This window comes from Amycolatopsis sp. NPDC101161 (assembly GCF_044768185.1).
Classification (GTDB): domain Bacteria; phylum Actinomycetota; class Actinomycetes; order Mycobacteriales; family Pseudonocardiaceae; genus Amycolatopsis.
In genome coordinates this window covers 992,302-1,012,620 of record NZ_JBIWPI010000005.1, presented here as the reverse complement: position 1 = coordinate 1,012,620, position 20,319 = coordinate 992,302, and the positions used below count along the sequence as shown (strand labels likewise).

At 72.5% G+C, this 20,319-nt stretch carries 21 protein-coding genes; 10 read left to right on the top strand and 11 right to left on the bottom strand.

Annotated features, from left to right (window positions below; all coding sequences use genetic code 11):
• Window positions 1-6: 6 nt before the first annotated feature.
• A complete protein-coding gene (locus ACIRSS_RS38265; RefSeq protein ID WP_400903905.1) occupies window positions 7-651 on the top strand; it encodes a response regulator transcription factor in 645 nt (214 codons plus the stop codon).
• A gap of 16 nt (window positions 652-667) precedes the next feature.
• Entirely contained in the window at window positions 668-1,078 is a 411-nt protein-coding gene (locus ACIRSS_RS38260; RefSeq protein ID WP_400903903.1) for a YjbQ family protein, read from the top strand.
• On the opposite strand, the gene ACIRSS_RS38255 is transcribed toward ACIRSS_RS38260, so the two are convergent.
• A complete protein-coding gene (locus tag ACIRSS_RS38255; RefSeq protein ID WP_400903902.1) occupies window positions 1,016-1,990 on the bottom strand; it encodes an ABC transporter permease in 975 nt (324 codons plus the stop codon). The two genes, ACIRSS_RS38260 and ACIRSS_RS38255, sit on opposite strands and share 63 nt — an antisense overlap.
• A gap of 104 nt (window positions 1,991-2,094) precedes the next feature.
• On the opposite strand from ACIRSS_RS38255, the gene ACIRSS_RS38250 reads away from it, so the two are divergent.
• Together ACIRSS_RS38250 and ACIRSS_RS38245 are read left to right on the top strand one after the other, a co-directional pair.
• Window positions 2,095-2,790, top strand: a complete 696-nt coding sequence (locus tag ACIRSS_RS38250) for a haloacid dehalogenase-like hydrolase (protein WP_400903900.1) — start codon at window positions 2,095-2,097, stop codon at window positions 2,788-2,790.
• 136 nt (window positions 2,791-2,926) lie between these two features.
• Window positions 2,927-5,020 carry a bifunctional lysylphosphatidylglycerol flippase/synthetase MprF gene (locus ACIRSS_RS38245; RefSeq protein ID WP_400904051.1) on the top strand — a complete coding sequence of 698 codons (2,094 nt, stop codon included), beginning with the start codon at window positions 2,927-2,929 and terminating at the stop codon, window positions 5,018-5,020.
• On the opposite strand, the gene ACIRSS_RS38240 is transcribed toward ACIRSS_RS38245, so the two are convergent.
• Genes ACIRSS_RS38240 through ACIRSS_RS38230 form a run of 3 tightly spaced genes read right to left on the bottom strand, consistent with a single transcriptional unit; the run spans window position 4,998 to window position 8,318 of the window.
• Window positions 4,998-5,675, bottom strand: coding sequence for a hypothetical protein (locus ACIRSS_RS38240; RefSeq protein ID WP_400903899.1), 678 nt, complete (start codon window positions 5,673-5,675; stop codon window positions 4,998-5,000). The genes ACIRSS_RS38245 and ACIRSS_RS38240 overlap by 23 nt on opposite strands.
• Before the next feature lie 28 nt (window positions 5,676-5,703).
• Entirely contained in the window at window positions 5,704-6,570 is an 867-nt protein-coding gene (locus ACIRSS_RS38235; RefSeq protein ID WP_400903897.1) for a hypothetical protein, read from the bottom strand.
• Window positions 6,570-8,318, bottom strand: a complete 1,749-nt coding sequence (locus ACIRSS_RS38230; RefSeq protein WP_400903895.1) for a proline--tRNA ligase — start codon at window positions 8,316-8,318, stop codon at window positions 6,570-6,572. The genes ACIRSS_RS38235 and ACIRSS_RS38230 overlap by 1 nt, the downstream gene beginning before the upstream one ends.
• A 124-nt stretch (window positions 8,319-8,442) precedes the next feature.
• On the opposite strand from ACIRSS_RS38230, the gene ACIRSS_RS38225 reads away from it, so the two are divergent.
• Genes ACIRSS_RS38225 through ACIRSS_RS38215 form a run of 3 tightly spaced genes read left to right on the top strand, consistent with a single transcriptional unit; the run spans window position 8,443 to window position 11,752 of the window.
• Window positions 8,443-8,787: a VOC family protein gene (locus ACIRSS_RS38225; RefSeq protein ID WP_400903894.1), complete on the top strand. Its 345-nt coding sequence runs from the start codon at window positions 8,443-8,445 to the stop codon at window positions 8,785-8,787.
• A 34-nt stretch (window positions 8,788-8,821) separates the two neighbouring features.
• On the top strand, window positions 8,822-10,840 hold the full coding sequence (locus ACIRSS_RS38220; protein ID WP_400903892.1) for an MFS transporter: 2,019 nt from the start codon (window positions 8,822-8,824) through the stop codon (window positions 10,838-10,840).
• Between the two features lie 9 nt (window positions 10,841-10,849).
• Window positions 10,850-11,752: a 2-hydroxyacid dehydrogenase gene (locus tag ACIRSS_RS38215; RefSeq protein WP_400903890.1), complete on the top strand. Its 903-nt coding sequence runs from the start codon at window positions 10,850-10,852 to the stop codon at window positions 11,750-11,752.
• Here the strand turns inward: ACIRSS_RS38215 and ACIRSS_RS38210 are convergent.
• The 3 genes from ACIRSS_RS38210 to ACIRSS_RS38200 are packed head-to-tail and all read right to left on the bottom strand — an operon-like array spanning window position 11,733 to window position 13,762.
• On the bottom strand, window positions 11,733-11,903 hold the full coding sequence (locus ACIRSS_RS38210; RefSeq protein ID WP_400903888.1) for a DUF397 domain-containing protein: 171 nt from the start codon (window positions 11,901-11,903) through the stop codon (window positions 11,733-11,735). The two genes, ACIRSS_RS38215 and ACIRSS_RS38210, sit on opposite strands and share 20 nt — an antisense overlap.
• A gap of 16 nt (window positions 11,904-11,919) precedes the next feature.
• A complete protein-coding gene (locus ACIRSS_RS38205; protein ID WP_400903887.1) occupies window positions 11,920-12,753 on the bottom strand; it encodes a helix-turn-helix transcriptional regulator in 834 nt (277 codons plus the stop codon).
• A 55-nt stretch (window positions 12,754-12,808) separates the two neighbouring features.
• The gene (locus tag ACIRSS_RS38200) at window positions 12,809-13,762 is read right to left on the bottom strand and encodes a GNAT family N-acetyltransferase (RefSeq protein ID WP_400903885.1); all 954 of its coding nucleotides are present in this window, start codon (window positions 13,760-13,762) and stop codon (window positions 12,809-12,811) included.
• A 55-nt stretch (window positions 13,763-13,817) separates the two neighbouring features.
• On the opposite strand from ACIRSS_RS38200, the gene yaaA reads away from it, so the two are divergent.
• Window positions 13,818-14,564, top strand: a complete 747-nt coding sequence (yaaA, locus tag ACIRSS_RS38195) for a peroxide stress protein YaaA (RefSeq protein ID WP_400903884.1) — start codon at window positions 13,818-13,820, stop codon at window positions 14,562-14,564.
• A 33-nt stretch (window positions 14,565-14,597) separates the two neighbouring features.
• Here yaaA and ACIRSS_RS38190 read toward each other — a convergent pair whose 3' ends face one another.
• Window positions 14,598-15,668 (bottom strand): NAD(P)/FAD-dependent oxidoreductase, encoded by a 1,071-nt coding sequence (locus ACIRSS_RS38190; RefSeq protein ID WP_400903882.1) that lies wholly within the window; start codon window positions 15,666-15,668, stop codon window positions 14,598-14,600.
• Window positions 15,669-15,752: 84 nt separating this feature from the next.
• Here ACIRSS_RS38190 and ACIRSS_RS38185 point away from each other — a divergent pair, with 84 nt between their 5' ends.
• Window positions 15,753-16,307 carry a suppressor of fused domain protein gene (locus ACIRSS_RS38185; protein ID WP_400903880.1) on the top strand — a complete coding sequence of 185 codons (555 nt, stop codon included), beginning with the start codon at window positions 15,753-15,755 and terminating at the stop codon, window positions 16,305-16,307.
• On the opposite strand, the gene ACIRSS_RS38180 is transcribed toward ACIRSS_RS38185, so the two are convergent.
• Together ACIRSS_RS38180 and ACIRSS_RS38175 are read right to left on the bottom strand one after the other, a co-directional pair.
• On the bottom strand, window positions 16,277-17,143 hold the full coding sequence (locus ACIRSS_RS38180) for a LysR family transcriptional regulator (RefSeq protein WP_400903879.1): 867 nt from the start codon (window positions 17,141-17,143) through the stop codon (window positions 16,277-16,279). The genes ACIRSS_RS38185 and ACIRSS_RS38180 overlap by 31 nt on opposite strands.
• Window positions 17,143-17,580 carry a cytidine deaminase gene (locus ACIRSS_RS38175; protein WP_400903878.1) on the bottom strand — a complete coding sequence of 146 codons (438 nt, stop codon included), beginning with the start codon at window positions 17,578-17,580 and terminating at the stop codon, window positions 17,143-17,145. Before ACIRSS_RS38175 ends, ACIRSS_RS38180 begins: the two co-directional genes overlap by 1 nt.
• A 99-nt stretch (window positions 17,581-17,679) precedes the next feature.
• Between ACIRSS_RS38175 and ACIRSS_RS38170 the strand changes: the two genes are divergently transcribed.
• Window positions 17,680-18,585: an MBL fold metallo-hydrolase gene (locus ACIRSS_RS38170; RefSeq protein WP_400903875.1), complete on the top strand. Its 906-nt coding sequence runs from the start codon at window positions 17,680-17,682 to the stop codon at window positions 18,583-18,585.
• A 158-nt stretch (window positions 18,586-18,743) separates the two neighbouring features.
• On the opposite strand, the gene ACIRSS_RS38165 is transcribed toward ACIRSS_RS38170, so the two are convergent.
• Window positions 18,744-20,276, bottom strand: coding sequence for a phytoene desaturase family protein (locus ACIRSS_RS38165; protein WP_400903871.1), 1,533 nt, complete (start codon window positions 20,274-20,276; stop codon window positions 18,744-18,746).
• Window positions 20,277-20,319: the final 43 nt, after the last annotated feature.

Genomic DNA, 20,319 nt, shown 5'->3' with positions numbered 1-20,319 from the left:
CGCGGCATGCGGATCGTCATCGCGGAGGACTCCACCATCCTGCGCCAGGGCCTCGTCGAGCTGCTGACCTTCCGCGGCCACGAGGTCGTCGCCGCGGTGAAGGACGCCGACGCGCTGCGGGCCGCCGTCGAAGAGAACACCCCGGATGTGTCCATTGTGGACATCCGAATGCCGCCGACGCACACCGACGAGGGCCTGCGGGCCGCGATCGCGCTGCGCTTGGAGTCACCGGGCCGCGCGATCCTGCTGTTCTCCCAGTACGTCGAGACGAAGTACGCGGCCCAGCTGCTGGCCGGCCGCGCGGGCGGCGTCGGCTACCTGCTCAAGGACCGCGTCGCCGAGGTCTCGGACTTCCTCGACGCGCTGCGCCGGGTGGCCGACGGCGAGACGGTCCTCGACCCCGAAGTCGTCAGCCAGCTCTTCTCGGCGACGCGCCAGACCGACGCGCTCAGCGGGCTGACCCCGCGGGAGCGCGAAGTCCTGGGCCTGATGGCGGAGGGCCGGTCGAACTCCGCGATCGCCGCGAAACTGTTCCTCTCGGCCGGGTCCGTCGAAAAGTACGTGACGTCGATCTTCGGCAAGCTCGGCCTGCCACCGTCCGAAGGGGACAATCGCCGGGTGCTCGCGGTGCTGCGCTACCTGGAAACCTGAGCCTAGGCTGGAACCCATGTACTCCACCGAGATCGAAGTCCGCACCGGCGCCGAAGCCGTCGTCCGCGACCTCACCCACGAGGCCGAGGAGTTCCTGCGCGACGCCGACGCGGCGGACGGCCTGCTGCACGTCTGGGTCCCGCACGCCACCGCCGGCCTGGCGATCCTCGAGACCGGCGCGGGCAGCGACGAAGACCTGCTGACCGCGCTCGACGAGCTGCTCCCCCGCGACGGCCGCTGGCGGCACCGGCACGGCAGCCCCGGCCACGGGCGTGACCACGTGCTCCCGGCGCTGGTGCCGCCGTACGCGACGATCCCGGTGCTCGGCGGCGTCCTCGCGCTGGGCACCTGGCAGTCGATCTGCCTAGTGGACACCAACCTCGACAACCCGGTCCGGAAGGTGCGGTTCAGCCTCCTGGCGGGCTGACCGGCCGGGCCACAGCACCACCAGCAGGCCCGCGACCAGCAGCGCGCCGAGCACCCACAGCCCGGTCGTGACGTCGGGCGCGTCCGGCACGCCCTGGAGCAGGCTGCGCAGGCCCTCGGCCGAGAAGCGGAACGGCGTCCACGACCACAGCAGCGTGCGGTAAGCCGGGTTCAGCAGCTCGGGCACCTGCCCGGCGACCGCGGGCGCGACCAGGTACAGCGGGCCGAGCACGGCCATCGCGCGCAGGCCGAGCAGGCGCAGCAGACCCGCTTGCACGGCCGCGAACGCCGTCGCGGCGAGGAAGACGAACCCGAGGACGCCGGCGTCGAGCGGCAACGCGGCGTCCCACAGCGCGAAAAACCCGGCCACGACCGCCGTCACCAGCACGCCGGCGCCGACGACCTGCAGGAACCGCGCGCCGGCGCCGATCGTGCGGCCGGTGCGCTTGGCCAGCTGCGTCAGCGCGAGCCCCGCGACGAGCGCGCCGATCCAGGCCAGCGCGGACGCGGCCAGCGGCGCGGTCCGCCCGGCCGCGCTCGCCGGGTGCAGCACCTCCTGCTTCGGCGGGCCGCCCAGCGCGGCCGCCCCGGCGGTGAGCGCCTGCTGCGCGACCTGCGTGCCGGCCGGGTTGACGGCCCCCGATGTCACGACCGTCGCGGGCGAGCCGAGTTCGAGCACGCCGTAGACCTTCTTGTGCTCCAGCAGCCGACGGGCGTCGGCCGGGGTCGTGACGGTCCAGGCGAGCTGGCCGCCGCCGTGCGCCGCGACGCGCTGGGCGAGTTCCGGCGGCCCGGCGACTGCGACCGGGACGCCGTCGGGCGCGGCGGTGGCCTGCGCGCCGAAGGTGAGGAACCCGAGCACCACGGCCACCAGCGCGCCCGCCAGGGCCGCGAGGGATACGAGACGAGTCATGCCGACTCCTGTTATTCTTCGCTTGTTGAATTACTAGCCAAGGTAAGACCGCGTCCCGAGAAAGTCAACGCGTGTTGAATAGTGTCGCCGGTAGCCTCGACACCGTGACGAAGACACGGCTGGTGCTCTGGGACATCGACCACACGCTGGTGGACTTCACCGGCCTCGGTTCCGCCTGGTACGCGGCGGCGCTCGCCGCGACGACCGGGACCGAGCTGGTCTCCTACCCCGACTTCGGCGGCCGCACCGAACGCGCGATCAGCACCGACCTGCTCACCGCGCACGGCATCGAGCCGACCGAGGAGCTGCTCCAGGCGCTTTGGCTGGCGCTGATCGCGGAGTCCGAACGCGCCGTCGAGCACCTGCCGACGTCCGGCCGCGCGCTGCCGGGCGCGGCCGAGGCGCTGAAGGCGTTCGCCGGGCACGACGGCGTAGTCCAGTCGCTCGTCACCGGCAACCTGCCGGAGATCTCGCGGCACAAGCTCGCCGCGTTCGGCCTGCACGAGCACCTCGACCTCGACATCGGCGGCTACGGCACGCTGTCGGCGCACCGCCCCGACCTGGTGCCGCACGCGGTCGCGCTCGCCGCGGCCAAGCACGGCACGGAGTTCGCGGCCGCCTCGGTCGTCGTCATCGGCGACACCCCGAACGACGTCGAAGCCGCTCTGCACCACGGCGCGGTGTCGATCGCGGTGGCGACCGGGCACTACACCGCCGAGGAACTGCGGGCCGCCGGCGCGCACACCGTGCTGCCGGATCTGGCCGACACCGACGCCGTGCGCACCGCCGTTTTCGGCTGAGCGTCCTCCTTCAGAGGGGGTCAACCCTCATTCGAAGGGACGACCCCTTAGGGGTCAATCTCCTTCGTTTGCCCGATGTGGGTAGGGGCGGGCACTCGCCATGCTGTCCCGCATGACTGATGCAGCGTCGGCGGCCATGACCGCCGGAGGGGGACGCATCCGGGGCGCGGCCGCGGTGCTCAGACAGCGTCTGCCGTTCACGAGCACCGTCGTGCTCGCCATGCTCGTGCTGGCCGTCGCGACCGGGGCGTTGTGGAACGCCGCCGAAGACCGCGCGGCCTACCCGTTCATCGCCTACGGGCTGCCGTCGCTGGAGGCGGGCCGGTGGTGGACGATGCTGACCGGGCCGTTCTTCGCCGTCATCCCGTGGTTCTACCTCCCGATGGTCGGCAGCTTCGCGCTCTTCGCGGGCTTCGCCGAGTGGCAGCTGGGGACGCGGCGCGCGATGGCGGTGACCATCGGCGGCCAGTTCGCCTCGGTGCTCGTCGCGACGCAGTTCCTCGCCCTGTGCCGCAATTCCGGCTGGCTGTGGGCCGAGCGCATGGCGGGCAGCCTCGACGTCGGGTTCTCCGGCGGCGCGCTCGCCGCGGTCGCGGTGGCCAGCGCGACGCTGCGGCCGCCGTGGGCGCTGCGGCTGCGGGCCGGGCTGTGCGTGTATGCCGGCGTCGCGATCATCTACGTCGGCACGCTGGCCGACCTCGTCCACTTCTTCGCGCTGCTGCTGGCGATCCCGCTCGGCAACCGGCTCGTCGGCTCCCGCCGGGTGCCGTCGGCGGGGCCGAACCCGCGCGAGTGGCGGCTGCTGACGGTCGCCGGCCTGCTGCTGCTCACCATCGCCGAAATCGTCATGTTCCTGGTGCCCGGCGACGGCCCGTTCGGTTCCGACGAAGGGGTTTCGCTGTCGGCGCCGGAGCTGGCGGTGCTCGTGCTGGTCGTGGTGCCGATGCTCAACGGGCTGCGCAAGGGCGGCCGCGTCGCGTGGCGCTGGGCGGTCGCGCTGTCGGTGTTCGTGACTCTGCAGGGCCTCGCCGCGGCCACGGTCTACGGGCTGGCCCAGGTCTTCGGCTCGGACTACGACACCACGGGCCTGCCCCTGTTCTTCGTGGACAATCTCTTGTGGACGGTCGAGCTGGGTGTCCTGATCGCCGCGCAGCACGCGTTCCGCGTCCCGTCCCGGCGCCGGCTGCGGCGCCACGCGCAGGGTCCCGGCCCGGCGCTGGCCCGGACACTGCTCGACCGGCACGGCGGCAGCACGCTGTCGTGGATGACGACTTGGCCGCGCAACACGTACTTCGTCCGCGAGGACGGGCGTTCGTACCTCGCCTACCGCAAGCACGCGGGCGTCGCGGTCGCGCTCGGCGACCCGATCGCGCCGGACGGCACGGCGGCGGCCACCGTCACCGAGTTCGCCTCGATGTGCGAGAACACCGGCCTGGTGCCGTGCGTGTTCTCCGCGACGGAGGAGACGGTCGCGGCGACGCGCGAGCTGGACTGGCAGCACGTCCAGGTCGCCGAGGACAACGTGCTCGACCTGGAGAACCTGGAGTTCCGCGGCAAGGCGTGGCAGGACGTCCGGTCGGCGCTGAACAAGGCCGCCAAGCAGGACATCGAGTTCCGGCTGGTCCGCCTGGCCGACCAGCCCGAGCCGATCCTCGCCCAGGTCCGCGCGCTGTCGGAGGAGTGGATGTCGGAGAAGGCCATGCCGGAGATGGGCTTCACCCTCGGCGGCCTCGACGAGGCGATGGACCCGGCGACGCGGGTCGGCCTGGCGGTGGACGCGGAGGGCACGGTCCACGGCGTGACGTCGTGGCTGCCGGTCTACACGGGCGCGGGCCAGGTCGGCGGCTGGACGCTCGACGTCATGCGCCGCAGCGCCCACGGTTTCCGGCCGGTGATGGAGTTCCTGATCGCGTCGGCGTGCGTGGCGTTCCGCTCGGAAGGCGCCCGGTTCGTGTCGCTGTCCGGTGCGCCCCTGGCGCGCAGCGCCTCTCCGGCGTGCCCGCTGGACCGGGCGCTGGAGTCGCTGGGGCGGGTCATGGAGCCGTACTACGGGTTCCGTTCGCTGCACGCGTTCAAGGCGAAGTTCCAGCCGCGGCGGGTGCCGTTGTACCTGGCGTACCGGGACGAGGCGGACCTGCCGCGGATCGGGCTGGCGCTGAGCCGGGCGTACCTGCCGGACGTCCGGCTGCGGGAGCTGGCGAAGCTGGTCAGTAGCTCTCGGGCACGCTGATCCGCTGCGGGAACCGGATCCTCCGGCGACTGACGACGTCCTGGTCCTTCTCGATCAGCCTGCCGTCGGTCAGCCGGAGCCAGTGCCCGTTGCGCGAATCGGTGAAGGCGAGCATCACGCCGGGCGTCATGTCCGGGCGCTGCCACCCTTCGCGGACCGGCATCCGCCACTTCCCGGGCGGGAGGATGGCGTAGAGGTACTCGTCGTCGTCGATGACCGGTCCTCGGTGCAGCGTGGACCCGGTCATCGGCAGGTGCCGCACGAGGTCGAACGAGACGACGACGTGGTTGACCGCCTCGGCGTTCGCGTTGGAGACGATCATGTCGACGCCGCCGCCACTGGTGGTTTCGATCCACGCGGTGACTTTGGCGGCCTGCTCCTGCCGCTCCCGCCGATCCCGCTGGAGCCGGTCCGCCTGCAGCCGCCGGTTGTCCCGGATGGCGATCCACAGCGCGACGACGACGGCCCCGATCGTGCCGATGCCACCGACCCACTGCCCACCGGCGGCCCACCAGTTCGGATCCCGCGGCTCGACGAGCCAGATCCACGCTTTCGCCAGCAGGGGTCCGAAAAGGAGCAGGAACCCGCTGACGGCCAGCACCCCGAACGCACCGGTCCGGATCCGGGCCAGCCGTCTGTCCGCAGCACCGGTCATGGCACCACAGCCTGCCGAAGTCCGGCGGTCAGCGGTAGGTGGTCGGCGGCGGCGTGGTCGTCCCGCGATCGGCCGCCGGGACGAACCGGTAGCTCTCCACGATCTTGACGAGGTCCTCGCGGATCGAAGCCCCAGAACGGTCGCTGTCCGCGTACGCCACCACCACGCCCGACGCGCCCAGGCCGGTCCCGAAGCCCATCGCCACCACCAAAGCGTGCTTCGCCGCGCACTCGCCCGTCGCCGACGGGACCACTTCGGCGATCACCACCCGGGCTGGGGCCTTGGTTCCGTCGGCCTTCGTGAGCTGGGCTTCCGTTCCCGGGCCGACCTGCGAAGTCCCGCCGTACGCGCCCTTCGCCAGGTCCGTTGCGGCCTTGCTCGCCGCCGCGTCGGGGTCGGCCACCGGTTCCGTGGTGACGCCTGCGCCGCCCAGGGTGTCCTTGCCGCAGAAGTTCTCGCCCAGGAACGCGCTCGTGATCAGCCGGATCGACGGCTCGTCCCAGCCGTGCAGCGTGCCCGGCTTGGGGGTCCACGCCGGCGGCACGTCGTAGGCGTACGAGCCGTCGCGAGCCGCCACCGACTGCCAGCCGCTCGTCAAAGCGGGCACCGTCACCCGGGGCGAAGGCGTCACGACCAGCGGCGCGGGTGGTGGCGTCGACGACGCCGGACGCGGCTTGCCGGCGCCCACCGCGTTCAGCACGCCCGCGACCAACGCGATGAACACCAGCCCGAACCACGGCACCCGACGCCACTTCAGCGGCTTCGCGGCCGGGCGGATCCGTTTCGGTCGCGCGCGCGGCGCGTCCGCGGGTTCGTAGCCGCCGAACCCGCGGAGCGCCGCGTTGTCCTCGTACCCCGGCGTCTCGTCTTCGGGACGCCGGGAAAACCGGACCATCAGGAACGGACGAGTTTGACCAGGTGCTCGACGATGGCGTCGACCGCGATCTCCTCGCGCTCGCCCGACCGCCGGTCCTTGACCTCGACGACGCCGTTGGCCAGGCCGCGCCCGACCACCAGGATCGTCGGGACGCCGACGAGCTCGGCGTCGGCGAACTTGACGCCCGGTGTGGCCTTGCGGTCGTCGAGGATGACCTCGATGCCCGCCGCGTCCAGCTCGGCGGCGATCTTCTCGGCGCCCGCCGCGACGGCTTCGTCCTTGCCCGCGATGACGATGTGCACGTCGAACGGCGACACCTCGCGCGGCCAGATCAGGCCGAGGTCGTCGTGGTTCTGCTCGGCGAGCACGCCGACCAGCCGCGAGACGCCGACGCCGTACGAACCCATCGTGATCCGGATCGGCTTCGAGTCCGGGCCGAGCGCGTCGAGCTCGAACGCGTCGGCGTACTTGCGGCCGAGCTGGAAGATGTGGCCGATCTCGATGCCGCGCGCGGCGACCAGGGTGCCCTGTCCGTCCGGAGACGCGTCGCCCTCGCGGACCTCGGCGGCCTCGATCGTGCCGTCGGGGGTGAAGTCCCGGCCGGCCAGCAGGTCGACGACGTGGTGGTCGACCTTGTCGGCCCCGGTGACCCAGGCGGTGCCGGGGACGACCCGCGGGTCGGCGAGGTAGCGCACGCCGTTGTCCTGCAGCGCCTTCGGGCCGATGTAGCCCTTGACCAGGAACGGGTTCTTCGCGAAGTCGGCCTCTTCGAGCAGCGCGACCTCGGCGGGCTCCAGCGACGCTTCGAGGCGCTTCATGTCCACTTCGCGGTCACCCGGGATCGCGACGCAGACCAGCTCCCACTCCTTCGCGCCCGGCTGACGCGTCTTGAGCATGACGTTCTTCAGCGTGTCGGCCGCGGTGAACGTGCGGCCCAGGTTCGCGTCGTTGAGGAAGTTGACGAGCGTCTCGATGGTCGGCGTGCCGGGCGTGTGGTGCACCTGCGCCTCGGGGCGGCCCTCGATCGGCTGCGCGGGCGGCGCGGGCGTGACGACGGCTTCGACGTTCGCCGCGTAGCCCGAGTCCGTGCTGCGGACGTAGGTGTCTTCACCCGTCTCGGCGACGGCGAGGAACTCCTCGGACGCCGAACCGCCCATCGCGCCCGACGTCGCCTTCACGACGACGTACTCGAGGCCGAGGCGGTCGAACAGCTTCGTGTAGGCGGCGCGGTGCGCCTGGTAGGAGCGCTCCAGGCCCTCGTCGTCGAGGTCGAAGGAGTACGAGTCCTTCATGACGAACTCGCGGCCGCGCAGGATGCCGGCGCGGGGACGCGCTTCGTCGCGGTACTTCGTCTGGATCTGGTACAGCGTGACCGGGTAGTCGCGGTAGGAGTTGAACTCGCCCTTGACCGTGAGCGTGAAGAGCTCTTCGTGCGTCGGGCCGAGGAGGTAGTCGGCGCCCTTGCGGTCCTTCAGGCGGAACAGGCTGTCGCCGTACTCGGTCCAGCGGCCGGTGGCCTCGTAGGGCTCCTTCGGCAGCAGCGCGGGGAACTGGATCTCCTGCGCGCCGATGGCGTTCATCTCGTCGCGCACGACGTTCTCGATCCGCCGCAGCACGCGCAGGCCGAGCGGCAGCCACGAGTACCCGCCCGGGGCGACCCGGCGGACGTAGCCGGCGCGTACCAGGAGCCGGTGGCTCGGTACCTCGGCGTCCGCCGGATCCTCGCGCAAGGTGCGAAGGAACAACGACGAAGTCCTGGTGATCACTGCGGGGCTCCCTGCTCCGGGCGGGTGTGAAAGTCCCGCTCAGGGTAGTCACTCCCCCGGCCGTGACTCCAACGGGTTACTCGGCGGCCCGTTTTTGTCGGTGGTGGCCGCTAGCTTCGAGGGCATGGCGATCCACCTGGGCATGATCACGATCGACTGCGCAGACCCGCGCGGTCTGGCGGAGTTCTGGACGGCGGCACTGGGCACGACGGTCGCCCAGGACCACGGCGGTGAGTTCCTGGTGCTCGCGCCGCCCGAGGGCGGGCTGCCGCTCGGGCTGCAACGGGTACCGGAGCCCCGCGCGGGCAAGAACCGGGTGCACCTCGACTTCGGCGGTGACGATCGCGGAGCGGAGGTGAAACGGCTGGTCGGGCTGGGCGCGAAGGAAGTGGCGGAGCATTCGGTGCCGGGGCTGGCGTGGACGGTGCTGACCGATCCGGAGGGCAACGAGTTCTGCGTCTCCGGGTGAGGCGGCTCGGGGGGAAGGGGAAGGGGAGCCCGTGATGGCAGCCGGCTTGTCGACGCCCGAACGGATCCGCCGCGTCCTGGCGATCCGTCCGTTCCGGCGGCTCTGGGGCGTCACGTTCCTGTGCAGCACCGCGGATTGGCTGGCCTTGCTCGGGGTGGCCGACCTGGTTTCCAACGCGGCCGGCAGCTACGCGGTGAAGAACTTCGCGTTCTCCGGGGTCGTTTTCAGCAACCTGCTCCCCGGCTTGTTCTTCGCCCCGCTGGGCGGTCTGCTCGCCGACCGGTTCGACCGGCGCGTGGTGATGGCGGTCGGCGACGTGCTCCGCTGCCTCCTGCTGCTTTCGGTCATCGTGGTCGACCTGCCGTGGTGGCCGTTCGCCGGCAGCTTCCTGACCAGCAGCGTGGCGATGCTGTGGATACCGGCCAAGGACGCCGCGGCGCCGAACCTGCTGCACCGCCCGGACCAGGTGGAGACCGCGAACCAGCTGGGCCTGGCGATGACCTACGGCATCTCGGTGGTCGCGGCCGGCGGGTTGTACGCCCTCACCGGCATCGGCCCTTCGCTGCGGCTGCCCGACGACCTCCTCGGCGCGAACGGTCCCGTGAAGCTCGCCATCGCCCTCGCCGCCGCGTTGTACCTGGCCAGTGCCGTGGTCATCGCCCGCCGGATCCCGGAGCTGTCCGGACCGGCCGGACCGCGCCGGGCGGCGGCGCCCGACGAGCCCGGTTCGGGCGGTTTCCTGACCATGCTGCGCGACGCCGGCCGGTTCATCCGGACGACGCCCCTGGTCCGCGGCCTGCTCATCGGCGCGGTCGGCGCGTTCGCCGCGGGTGGGGCGGTCGTCGGTTCGGCCCAGTCGTACGCGAAGAGCGTGCTGGCCGGGCAAGCGGGCTTCGGGCTGCTGTTCGCCGCCGTGTTCGTCGGCCTCGGCCTGGGCATCGTCTTCGCGCCCAAGCTGGCCGCCCGCCTCGCCCACGAACGGTTCTTCGGCATCTCGATCATGCTGGCCGGGGTCTCCCTCGTCCTGGTCGCGCTGTCCCCGCACCTCGCCGTCTCGATCGTCGCCGTCCTGCTCGTCGGCGCGTGCGCGGGCGCCACGTTCCTCACCGGCGTGACGATCATCGGCTCCCGGATCGACGACGACGTCCGGGGCCGCGTCAACGCGATCTACCAGGCGCTGCTGAAGATCGTCCTCGGCTGCACGGTCGCCGTCGTCCCCCTGCTGGTGGCGCTGACGAACTCGCGCACGATCTCCGTCTTCGGCGACGAACACCAGGTCGACGGGACCAGGCCGGTCCTGCTCGGCGCCGCGCTCCTGGCCTTCCTGTCCGGGCTGCTCGCCTACCGCCGGATGAACACCCACCGGCCGGTCCGCCTCCTCGGCGACCTGCGCGCCATCGCGCGGCGGTACCCGCGGCGCAAGACCGGGTTCGTCGTCACGGTGGAGGGCAGCTCCTCGGCCGACACCGCCGTGCACGCGGCCGCGCTCGCCGGCTGGCTCAGCCGGGCCGGCGTCCGCACGGTCGTCTTCGCCCCGGACCCCGGCGAAGACGACCCCCGGTTCCGGGCGCTGGTCTCCGGCGCGACCCTGACCTCCGCGCGGGCCCGGGTCCTCGCGGCGGCCGCGGTCCGGGCCGACAGCGTCCACCGCGACATCCTCCCGGCGCTCGACGGCGGCGCCGTCGTGGTCGTCGAGCGCTTGATCGACTCACCGGTGGACCGGCTGACCGAGTCCGCCGGGTTCGGCGCGGACGACTTGGCGGAAGTGGCCGACTGGGCAGCCGGGCGGCTCCGTCCGGACTTCGCCGTCCTCCTCGACGACAGCGCGCGAAGCGATGTCCCGGCCACCGAAGCCTGGCCGCCGCGGATCCAGGAGATCATCGGCGGCCTGTCGGGCGCGACGCGCTGCGTTCTCGTCGAGGCCGCCGACCGGACGAGCAGCCAGGACCAGATCCGCGCCGCGGTCGCCGAAGCGCTGTCCCGGTCGTCGCGCGAATGGGCCGACCGCCTGCGGGAATCCACTGAGCGGGTCGCCCCGGCCGGCGCGGAGTAGAAAGGCGGCATGAGCGCTCGCGTACTGCTGCCCTGGACCGACATCGAGGTGCCGGAAGGGGTCGAGGTCGCGTACTACGACGGCGTCTCGGCGCCGCCGGACGGCCTGGACGGCGTCGAGTTCTACGTGCTGCCCTACGACCGCGGGCCCGAGCCGCCGAAGCTGATCAAGGAGCTGCCGGCGTTGCGCGTGGTGCAATCGCTGTCGGCCGGGGTCGAGGCGATCGTGCCGTTGCTGCCCGACGGTGTCCGGCTGGCCAACGGGCGGGGCCTGCACGACCTGAGCGTCGCGGAGCACGCGCTGGCGCTGATCCACGCGGCGCAGCGGGACCTGCCGCGGTGGTTCGCGCAGCAGACGCGCGGCGAGTGGACGCGCGAGCACACGCGCTCGCTGGCCGACAGCCGGGTGCTCCTGGTCGGGTACGGCTCGATCGGGCAGGCCATCGAACGCCAGCTCGTCGCGGCGGAGGCCGTGGTGACGCGGGTGGCGAGCCGCGCGCGTCCTGGCGAAGGCGTCCACGGCGTCGACGAGCTGTCCCGCCTGCTGCCGGACGCCGACATCGTGGTGCTGATCCTCCCGGACACCCCCGCAACGCGCGGCCTGTTCGACGCGAAGGCCCTCGCGGTGCTGCCGGATGACGCGCTGGTGGTGAACGTCGGCCGCGGCACGGCCATCGACACGGACGCGTTGCTGGCCGAGACCCGGTCCGGACGGTTGCGCGCGGGCCTGGACGTCGTCGATCCGGAGCCACTGCCCGCCGACCATCCACTGTGGACGGTGCCGGGCGTGGTCATCACCCCGCACATCGCCGGCGGGTCGGCGTCGTTTTATCCGCGCGCGAAGAAGCTGGTGGCGGAGCAGGTGCGGCGGTATGTGGCGGGTGAGGAGCTGCTCAACCTCGTAGAGCGGTGAGGACGGCGGTCCACGCGGTGGGGCTGACGGTCAGTTGCCCCTGCTCGCGCGCCTTCGTGTCCCGGATGCCGACGGAAAGGTCGAGCTTCACCTCGACACAGTCCGATTGGCCACCGCTGTAGCTGGCCTTACGCCAAACCGTGTCGCTCACGCCGAGGCCTCCCGGGTTATCGCGCGACCTCCCGGAGCAAGTCTCGGGTGTCGCCTTCACTCAATGCCTTGCCAGCGAGGATCTTAGCCTGTTTCCGGTACCTGCCGACGACATCATCCTCGTGGAGGAACGCGGTGGCGTGCGAGTTCTCCAGGTGCACGATCGGCGGCAAACCGGCGAACTCGTACAAGATGAACGAGCCGATCAGCCCGGGGTGATAACCGATGTTGGCAGGCACAATCCGCAGCGAAACATTCGGCAGCGCCATCATCGCCAGCAGGTGATCGACCTGGTCCGACATGATGTCCGCGCTGCCGATCCCCTCACGGATCGCGACCTCGCCGACCAGTGCGGCGAACCGCACCGGATCGGCCCTCGTGAGAATGCGCTGCCGCTTCAGCCGCGCGATGAGCATCGCGTCGGCCTGTTCCAGGCCGATCTCCGAATTGCTCAGAATCGCGCGAGCGTAGTCGGCGGTCTGCAGGAGTCCCGGCACGATCGCGTGGTACCAGTTCGAGATGTGGGTGGCGGTGCGCTCGTACTCGACGATGCCGCTCAGCGCGGGCGGCAAATCGGACGGGTTGGAATCGAGCCAGTTGTCGTCCTTGGCGCGCCTGGCCAGGCGCATCATGCGGTCGTACGTCGCGTCGTCGACCTGGAGAGCGCCCAGCAACCGGGCCACGTCCTCCGGGGACGCCACCCGCTGCCCCTTTTCCCACGCCGACAGCAACTGCGGGAGAATCCGCACCATCCGGGCCAGTTCGCGCAGTCCTTTACCCCGGGCCGTGCGCAATTCCCGCAGCGACGCGGCCAATGCTCTCGCACCCGGGGAAGCTGAAGTCGGCTTCATAGGGCGATGGTACGAACGCCGTCCATTCCCCGATCGGCGGTGGGGCGTCCCGGAATCAGGACAGCACGTATACGTGCCATTCGTCGTCGACGCGGAATCCGCACCGTTCGTAAACGCCCAGGGCGCGGTGCGCGTTGTCGACGTCGACGTTCAGGGCCGACCGGTCGAATCCCGCCGCTTTCGCAGCCAGGAGCGTGTGCCCGAGCAGCCCTGACGCCACGCCGCGGCCGCGCAGCACCTCCCGAGTTCCCACCCAGGTGGCGTAGTGCTCGCGGACGCCCGTCGCCGCGGCTTCGGACTCGTAGAAGTGGCTCAGCACGAAGGCCAGGACCTTGTCGTCGTCGAGGACGAGGAATGACAGGTCCGGGCGGAAGTCCTTGGAGCCGGTGACCAGGTGGTGCCAGGCGTCCGGGCCGTAGACGGTGCTGCCCCAGTGGCCGGCGAAGGCGTCGTTGCGGGCGTCGAGCGCGGCGAGGTCGTGCTTGAAGTCGAACGGCTCCGCCGTGATGCCGTCCGGGAGCGGCGGCTGCGGCGGCAGGTCGGCGAGGCCGACGCGCATGGTGACCATCGTCCGCTGGTGCGTGAAACCGGCGGCGGCGAGGACGCCGGCGATCCACCGCTCGTTCTGGTGCTGGCCGTGGTGCAGTTCCATCGGCGCGCCCGGGAAGGCGCGTTCGTGGACCTCGCGGCTCGTGCGCGTCAACCACTCGACCAGGTGAGCGCCGACGGCGTCGGTCCGGTACTCCGGATGCACGACCGACTGCAGCCGGATCATGTGCACCGGGTTCGCGGCGTCGCGGCGGCGGATCAGGCCGTAGCCGGCGAGGGTGTCGCCCGCCCAGGCGCCGATGGTGGCGCGGGGCAGGTCGACGTTGGGCGCGACGAGCTCGTCGCGGAGGTCTTCGTCGCTGAAATGGTCACCCGTCCGGTCGATCTCCTCGGCGGCGGCGTACAGGCGGGTGAGCGCGGGGACGTCGTCGAGGGTCAGCGGGCGCCAGGTCAGGTCCATGCCCGGAGGCTAGGCCGGACGGCGGCGCCCCCGCATCCCGATTTAGGCTCGACAAGTGCTGGTGCTCCTCCCCCCATCCGAGACCAAGGCCGACGGCGGCCGCGGCGGCCCGCTCGACCTCGGCGCGCTGTCGTTCCCCGAGCTGAACCCCGCGCGCGCGAAGCTCGCCGACGCGCTCACCGAGCTGGCCGGCGACGTCCCGGCGAGCATCGCGGCCCTGGGCATCACCGAGCGGCAGGCCGGGGAGGTGACGCGCAACGTGGAGCTGTGGACGTCACCGACGATGCCGGCGCTGCGCCGCTACACGGGCGTCCTGTACGACGCGCTCGACGTGAAGAGCTTCACGAAGGCGGGTCTGGAGAAGGCGCACCGACGGCTGGCGGTGACGTCGTCGCTGTTCGGCGTGGTGTCGGCGACCGACCCGATCCCGGCGTACCGGCTGTCGGGCGGGAACTCGCTGCCGTCGGTCGGGACGATCCGCGGGCACTGGAAGCCGGTGCTCGAGCCGGTGCTGCAGCAGGTCGAGGGCCTGGTGGTGGACCTGCGGTCGGGAACGTACTCGGCGTTCGCGAAGCTGCGCCCGGACGCGGTGACGGTCCGCGTGGTGACGGAGAACGCCCGCGGCGAGCGCGTGACGGTCAGTCATTTCAACAAGGCGTACAAGGGCCGCTTGGCGCGGGCACTGGCGGAGACGCGGGCAGAACCGTCCACAGTGGACCAGCTGGTGAAGGTGATCACGAAGGCGGGCATGACGGTCGAGCGCACCGGCGACCACGCGCTGGAGCTGGTCACGGAGGGCTGACGGGCACCGCCCGGCCTCCGCGGCGGTACTCGCTCAGAACCGCTCCGGCGAGAACGGCGTCAGGTCGAAGCCCGGGTCCTCCCCCAGCGCGACCGCCGCCACCAGCTTCCCCGCGAAGGGCGCGTTCGTCAGCCCGCCCGGGCCGAACCCCGTCGACACCGCCAGGCCCGGCCGGATCGCTCCGAGGATCGGCAAGCCGTCGGGCGTGCCCGGGCGGAAGCCGACCCGGGTTTCCGCCAACGTCGCGTTCGCCAGGCCCGGTGCCACCGTCAGCGCGTTGTCCAGCACCTCGCGCTGGCCTGCCGCCGTCACGCGGTAGTCGAAGCCCGACTCCGCCTCGCGCGTCGCGCCCGCGACCACGCGGCCGCCCGGGAACGCCAGCAGGTAGTGGCTCGTGCGGGGCAGCACCACCGGCCACGCCGCCGTCTCCGTGCCCGGCAGGTCGAAATGGCTGATCTGGCCTCGATGCGGCGTCACCGGCAGGTCGATCCCCAGCGGCGCCAGCAGTTCGCGGCTCCACGCGCCCGCCGCGACCACCACGCTGTCCGCCTCAAGCGGGCCGTCCGGGCTCGCGACCGTGCCGTCGGCGCGGAAGGCCACCTCCCCTTCGACGAACTTCGCGCCCCGGCGTTCGGCGCCGAGCAGCAGGGCGCGGCGCAGCTGGTGACCGTCGACGCGGCCCGCGCCGGTCAGGTGCACCGCGCCCAGCCCGGGTGCCAGCGCCGGGAACAGCTCGCGCGCCTGAGCCGGGTCGAGCCGGCTGACCTCGCCGGCCTCGGGCGCGTCCGCCGCCCGCGCCGTCAGCCGCTCGTGCGCTTCGGCCAGCTCGGCGTCGTCGGCCGAGACGACCATCCCGCCGACGACCTCGAACGACGAATCCGCCAGCTCCGCCGTGAATTCGCGGTAGTACCGGCCGGCCGCCGACGCGAGCGGGTACAGCGCGTCGTCCCAGCGCGAAGTCCACGGGCTGACGATCCCGGCGCCGGCTTCGGTGGCCGTCCCCGGGCGGGCCGCGTCCGCCACGACCACCTCCGCGCCCCGGCCCGCCAGGTGCCACGCCGTTGCCGCGCCGCCGATTCCGCTTCCGATCACGAGCACTCGCATGTCCCCCACCCTGCCCGAAAGTGCCGCGCCCGGGCCAACGGCCTTCCCCCGCACCGCGCGGCGCACGGTCGTATGCTGCGCGCCATGCCGAGCCGTGCCGAGCGGTATGTCGCCCATCTCGACACCCTGACCGGGGACGTCGAGCCCCGGCTGCAGCCGATCCCGTCGACCCACGCGGGGCTCGACGACGTCATCGCGTTCGTCTTCGCCGACGAACCCGAGCCGAGATACATGACCGGCGCGACGTACGGCCTCTCGCTCGCCGACCACGCCGAGTGGCACGGCGTGAAACCGGAGCTGTGGATCAGCGTCCGGTCCGACGACCCGGTGTGGGCGCTGGCCATCGGCTACCTCGCCGAGCAGCTGCGGGGCACGTGCCCGTTCGTCTACGGCGACACCATCGACTTCGGCCAGCCGATCGCCCCGGAGTCCGCGATGACGGCGTTCGCCGTGTCGGCGCCCGCGGGCCTCGACGCGCACCAGTACACGCTGATCGACATCGGCGGCCCGCCGATCAGCATCGCCGGCTGCTACCCGGTGCACGACACCGAGCGCAAGTACATCCGCGAGCACGGCATCGACGCGTTCTGGCAGCTGGACTGGGACCTCTACGACGTCCGCCGGCCGCCCGTCGTCTGATACGCGGCCGTCGCGAGCTCGGCGAACGAGCGGACCAGCGGGCCGGCGTCCCGCCAGGCGACGACCACCGGGTTCGGCGCCAGGTCGGTGAGCGGCACGACCGTCAGGTCGCCGGGCGGCCGGTGGCCGAGCGGCATCAGGCCGACGGTCCCGTTCCACAGCACCGCCTGCAGGCACTCCTGGACGCCGCGCACCACCGGGCCGTCACGCGGTTCGCCGCCGTGCCAGTAGGCCTGCCAGACCGGGTCGGTGCCGTCCGGGAACCGGAACCACCGCCGGTCGGCCAGGTCCGCGAGCCGCAGGTGGTCCCGGCGGGCCAGCGGGTCGTCGGCGCGCAGGACCGCGCCGACCGGGTCTTCGCGCAGCCGGTGCACGGTCAGGCCGGCGTCGTCGAACGGCCCGCGGGTCAGCGCGACGTCGACGAGCCCGGCGCGCAGCCCGCACGTCGGGTCGGTCAGGTCCGTGTCGCGGACGCGGACCTCGACGCCGGGGTGGCGCCGCCGGTAGGCGTCGGCCAGCCGCGTCGCGTCCGGGTCCGCGCTGTCGGCGAGGATGCCGACGGTGATCGCCGCGGCCCCGGCCGCCGACGCCACGCGCACACGCGCCTGGTCAGCCTGCTCGAGCAAGGCGCGTGCCTCGTCGAGCAGCGCCGCGCCGGCGGGCGTGAGCGCGACGCCCGCGGCCGAGCGCACCAGCAGCACGGCGCCGACGTCGGCCTCCAGCTGCTTGACCGCGCGGCTCAGCGGCGGCTGGCTCATGTGCAGCCGCGCGGCGGCCCGGCCGAAGTGCAGTTCTTCGGCGACGGCCACGAAGTACCGCAGCGTGCGCAGCTCCATCAGCGCTCGGCTTCGTACGGCCAGACGTCGTCGGGGAAGACGCGCGCGAACCAGTGCGGCTGGACGTCCCGCAGCCGCAGGGCCCGCCACCGGCGCGGGTCCGCGGGCTCGGGGACGGCGACCTCGACGTCCGGGCCGTGGGCGAAGAGCCGTTCCTGGCAGACCCCGCAGGGCGCCAGGACCCAGTAGCCGCGGTCCTCGTCGGCCGCGGTCACGCAGACCGAGCCCGTCACGCGGCGACCGAGCTTGAACGCCTCGCAGATCGCGCCGGTCTCGTGGCACAGGCTGACGCCCTGGTTCGGGAACTCCGGCGCGGTGCTCGTCAGCACGGTGCCGTCGTCGAGGCGCAGTGCCGCCGCCCCGGACCACGCCGTGCCGCCGAAGCGGTCCCGCGCCAGCGCGATCGCCGCGTCCACCAGTTCCTGATCGACTGCCATGCGCCGACAGTAGCGCCGACCGGCGACGATGTTCTCCCGGTATCGCCCCCTCGCAATCGGTCTTGGACAGCTCCTTTCGTTCGGCGGTGGAATCGGGTCATGACCGACCTGACCGATCCCGCCGTGCGGGTGGCCGACGCCGTCGAGCTCGCGCCGGACCTGCTGGTGATCCCCAACCACGGCGTCGACCTCGTGCCCAACATCGGCGTCGTGGGCGGCACGGAGGCCGTCCTCGTCGTCGACACGGGCCTCGGCCCCGCGAACGCCGCGGAGGTGCTCGCGTTCGCGACGTCGGTGGCCGCGGGCCGCCGCCTGTTCCTGACGACGACCCACTTCCACCCCGAGCACGCGTACGGCGCGCAGGTGTTCGCCGGCGCGGCGACCTACGTGGTCAACCGCGCCCAGGCGGCCGACCTCGCCACGAAGGGCGCGGGCTACCTCGAGATGTTCCGCGGCCTCGACCCGGTGGTGGCCGCCCGGCTGGAGGACGTCCGGGTGCCGGTGCCCGACTCCGTGTACGAGGGCACGCGGGACCTCGACCTCGGCGGCCGGACCGTCCGGCTGCGGCCGACGGGCCGGGGCCACACGACCGGCGACCAGGTGATCGAGGTCCCGGACGCCGGCGTGCTGTTCACCGGCGACCTGGCCGAGACGGGCCAGTTCGCGATCCTCCCGTGGTTCCCGCCGCACGACACGGACGTGACGGGGGTCGGGTGGATTTCGGTCCTGGACCGGCTGGTTTCGGCCGGACCGCGGACGGTGGTGCCCGGCCACGGAGAGGTCGGCGGGGTGGCGGTGCTCACCGACGTCCGTGCCTACTTGCGCGAGCTGCGGGACGAGACCTGGCACCGGCTCGAGTCCGGGCTCGGGGTGGATTCGGTTGTCGCGGAGGTGCGTTCGGTGCTCGTCGAGCGCCATCCGGAGTGGGCAGGTCGGGAGTGGATCGAGCCGGGGGTGGGGTGTCTGTGCGCCGAGCACGACGCGCAGGCAGCCGCCCGGCGGTGATCGCGGGCCGCCGGGAGGGTTCGCCGCCGGGGGTGGGTTCGCGGCCGGGCGTGGGTTCGCCCGCCCCGGGGGCGCTGCCCGGGGCGGCTTCACCGCCGGCGGGGGTCGCCACCGGGGAAGGATTCGCCGCCGCTTGGACTCGCCCTCCGGACCGCTCCTCACTCCGCGTCCAGGACCGCCATCGCCGCGTTGTGGCCGGGGATGCCGCTGACACCACCTCCCCGGACCGCTCCCGCGCCGCACAGCAGCACCCGCTCGTGCGCTGTCTCGACGCCCCACTTCCCTTGCTGTGCCGGGTCTTCCGCGTACGGCCATGCCAAGTCGCGGTGGAAGATGTGCCCCGCCGGCAGCCCCAATTCGGCCTCCAGGTCGAGCGGGGTCTTCGCCTCCACGCACGGCTTGCCGTCCGGGCCCGCCAGCAGGCAGTCCTCGATCGGCTCGGCCAGGACGCTGTTCAGCGAAGCCAGCGTCGCGCGCAACGCCTCTTCGCGCGCCTCTTCGTTGCGGCCCTCGAAGAGGCGTGCGGGCATGTGCAAGCCGAACAACGTCAGCGTCTGCGCTCCCGCCGCGCGTTCTGCCGGCCCGAGGATCGACGGGTCCGTCAGCGAATGGCAGTAGATCTCGCACGGCGGGAGCGTGGGGATCTTCCCCGCCGCCGCCTCGCGGTAGGCCGTCTCCAGCTGGGAGAAGGTCTCGTTGACGTGGAACGTGCCGCCGAACGCCTCGGCCGGGTCGACGTGCGGGTCGCGCAGCTTCGGCAGCCGGGACAGCACCATGTTCACCTTCAGCTGCGCGCCCTCCGGGCGGTCCGGGGGCTCCTCGCCCAGCAGCCGCGCGAGCGTCGCCGGGGCGACGTTCGCCAGGACGTGCCCGCCGCGCACGACGTGCTCGGCGTCGTCGCGGCGGTAGCGCACCTCGCCGTCCGGGTCGACGGACAGCACTTCCGCCCCCGTCACCAGACGCGCTCCCGCGGCCGCCGCCACCGTCGCCAGTGAACCGGTGACCGCGCCCATGCCGCCGACCGGGACGTCCCAGTCGCCGGTGCCGTTGCCGATCACGTGGTAGAGCAGGCACCGGTTCTGCCGCAGGTCCTCACCACCCGCCGGGGCGAACGTGCCGATCAGCGCGTCGGTGAGCACGACGCCGCGGACCGTGTCGTCGCCGAACCACGACGTCAGCGTCTCGCCGATCGGCCGCTCGAACAACGCCGACCACGCTTCGGCATCAGCCACCCGCGCCCGGAAGTCCACTTCGGACAGCAGTGGCTCGGTGAGGGTGCCGAAGACGCGCCCGGCCACGCCTTCGGTCAGTTCGTAGAACCGGCGCCACGCCGTGTAGTCCGATGTGGACCCGGTGACCGCGCGGAACGACGCCGCCGTCCGGCCGTCGTCGCCCGTGTCGACAAGGAGACCCGAGTCGCCGGTCGGCGTGTAGGACGACATCCGGCGCCGCAGCAGCCGGACGTCGAGCCCGAGGTCGGCCACGATCTTCTTCGGCAGCAAGCTGACCAGGTAGGAATAGCGCGACAGCCGGACGTCCACGCCGTCGAACGCGCGGAACGACACGGCGGCGCCACCGGTCTCCCCGCGCCGTTCGAGCACGAGCACCGACCGGCCCGCCCGCGCCAGGTACGCGGCCGCCACCAGCCCGTTGTGCCCGCCGCCGACGACCACGACGTCGTAGGTATCCATCCGCCCCTCCTCGGGTGTTGCCTGCCCGTTCATCGTGGCCACG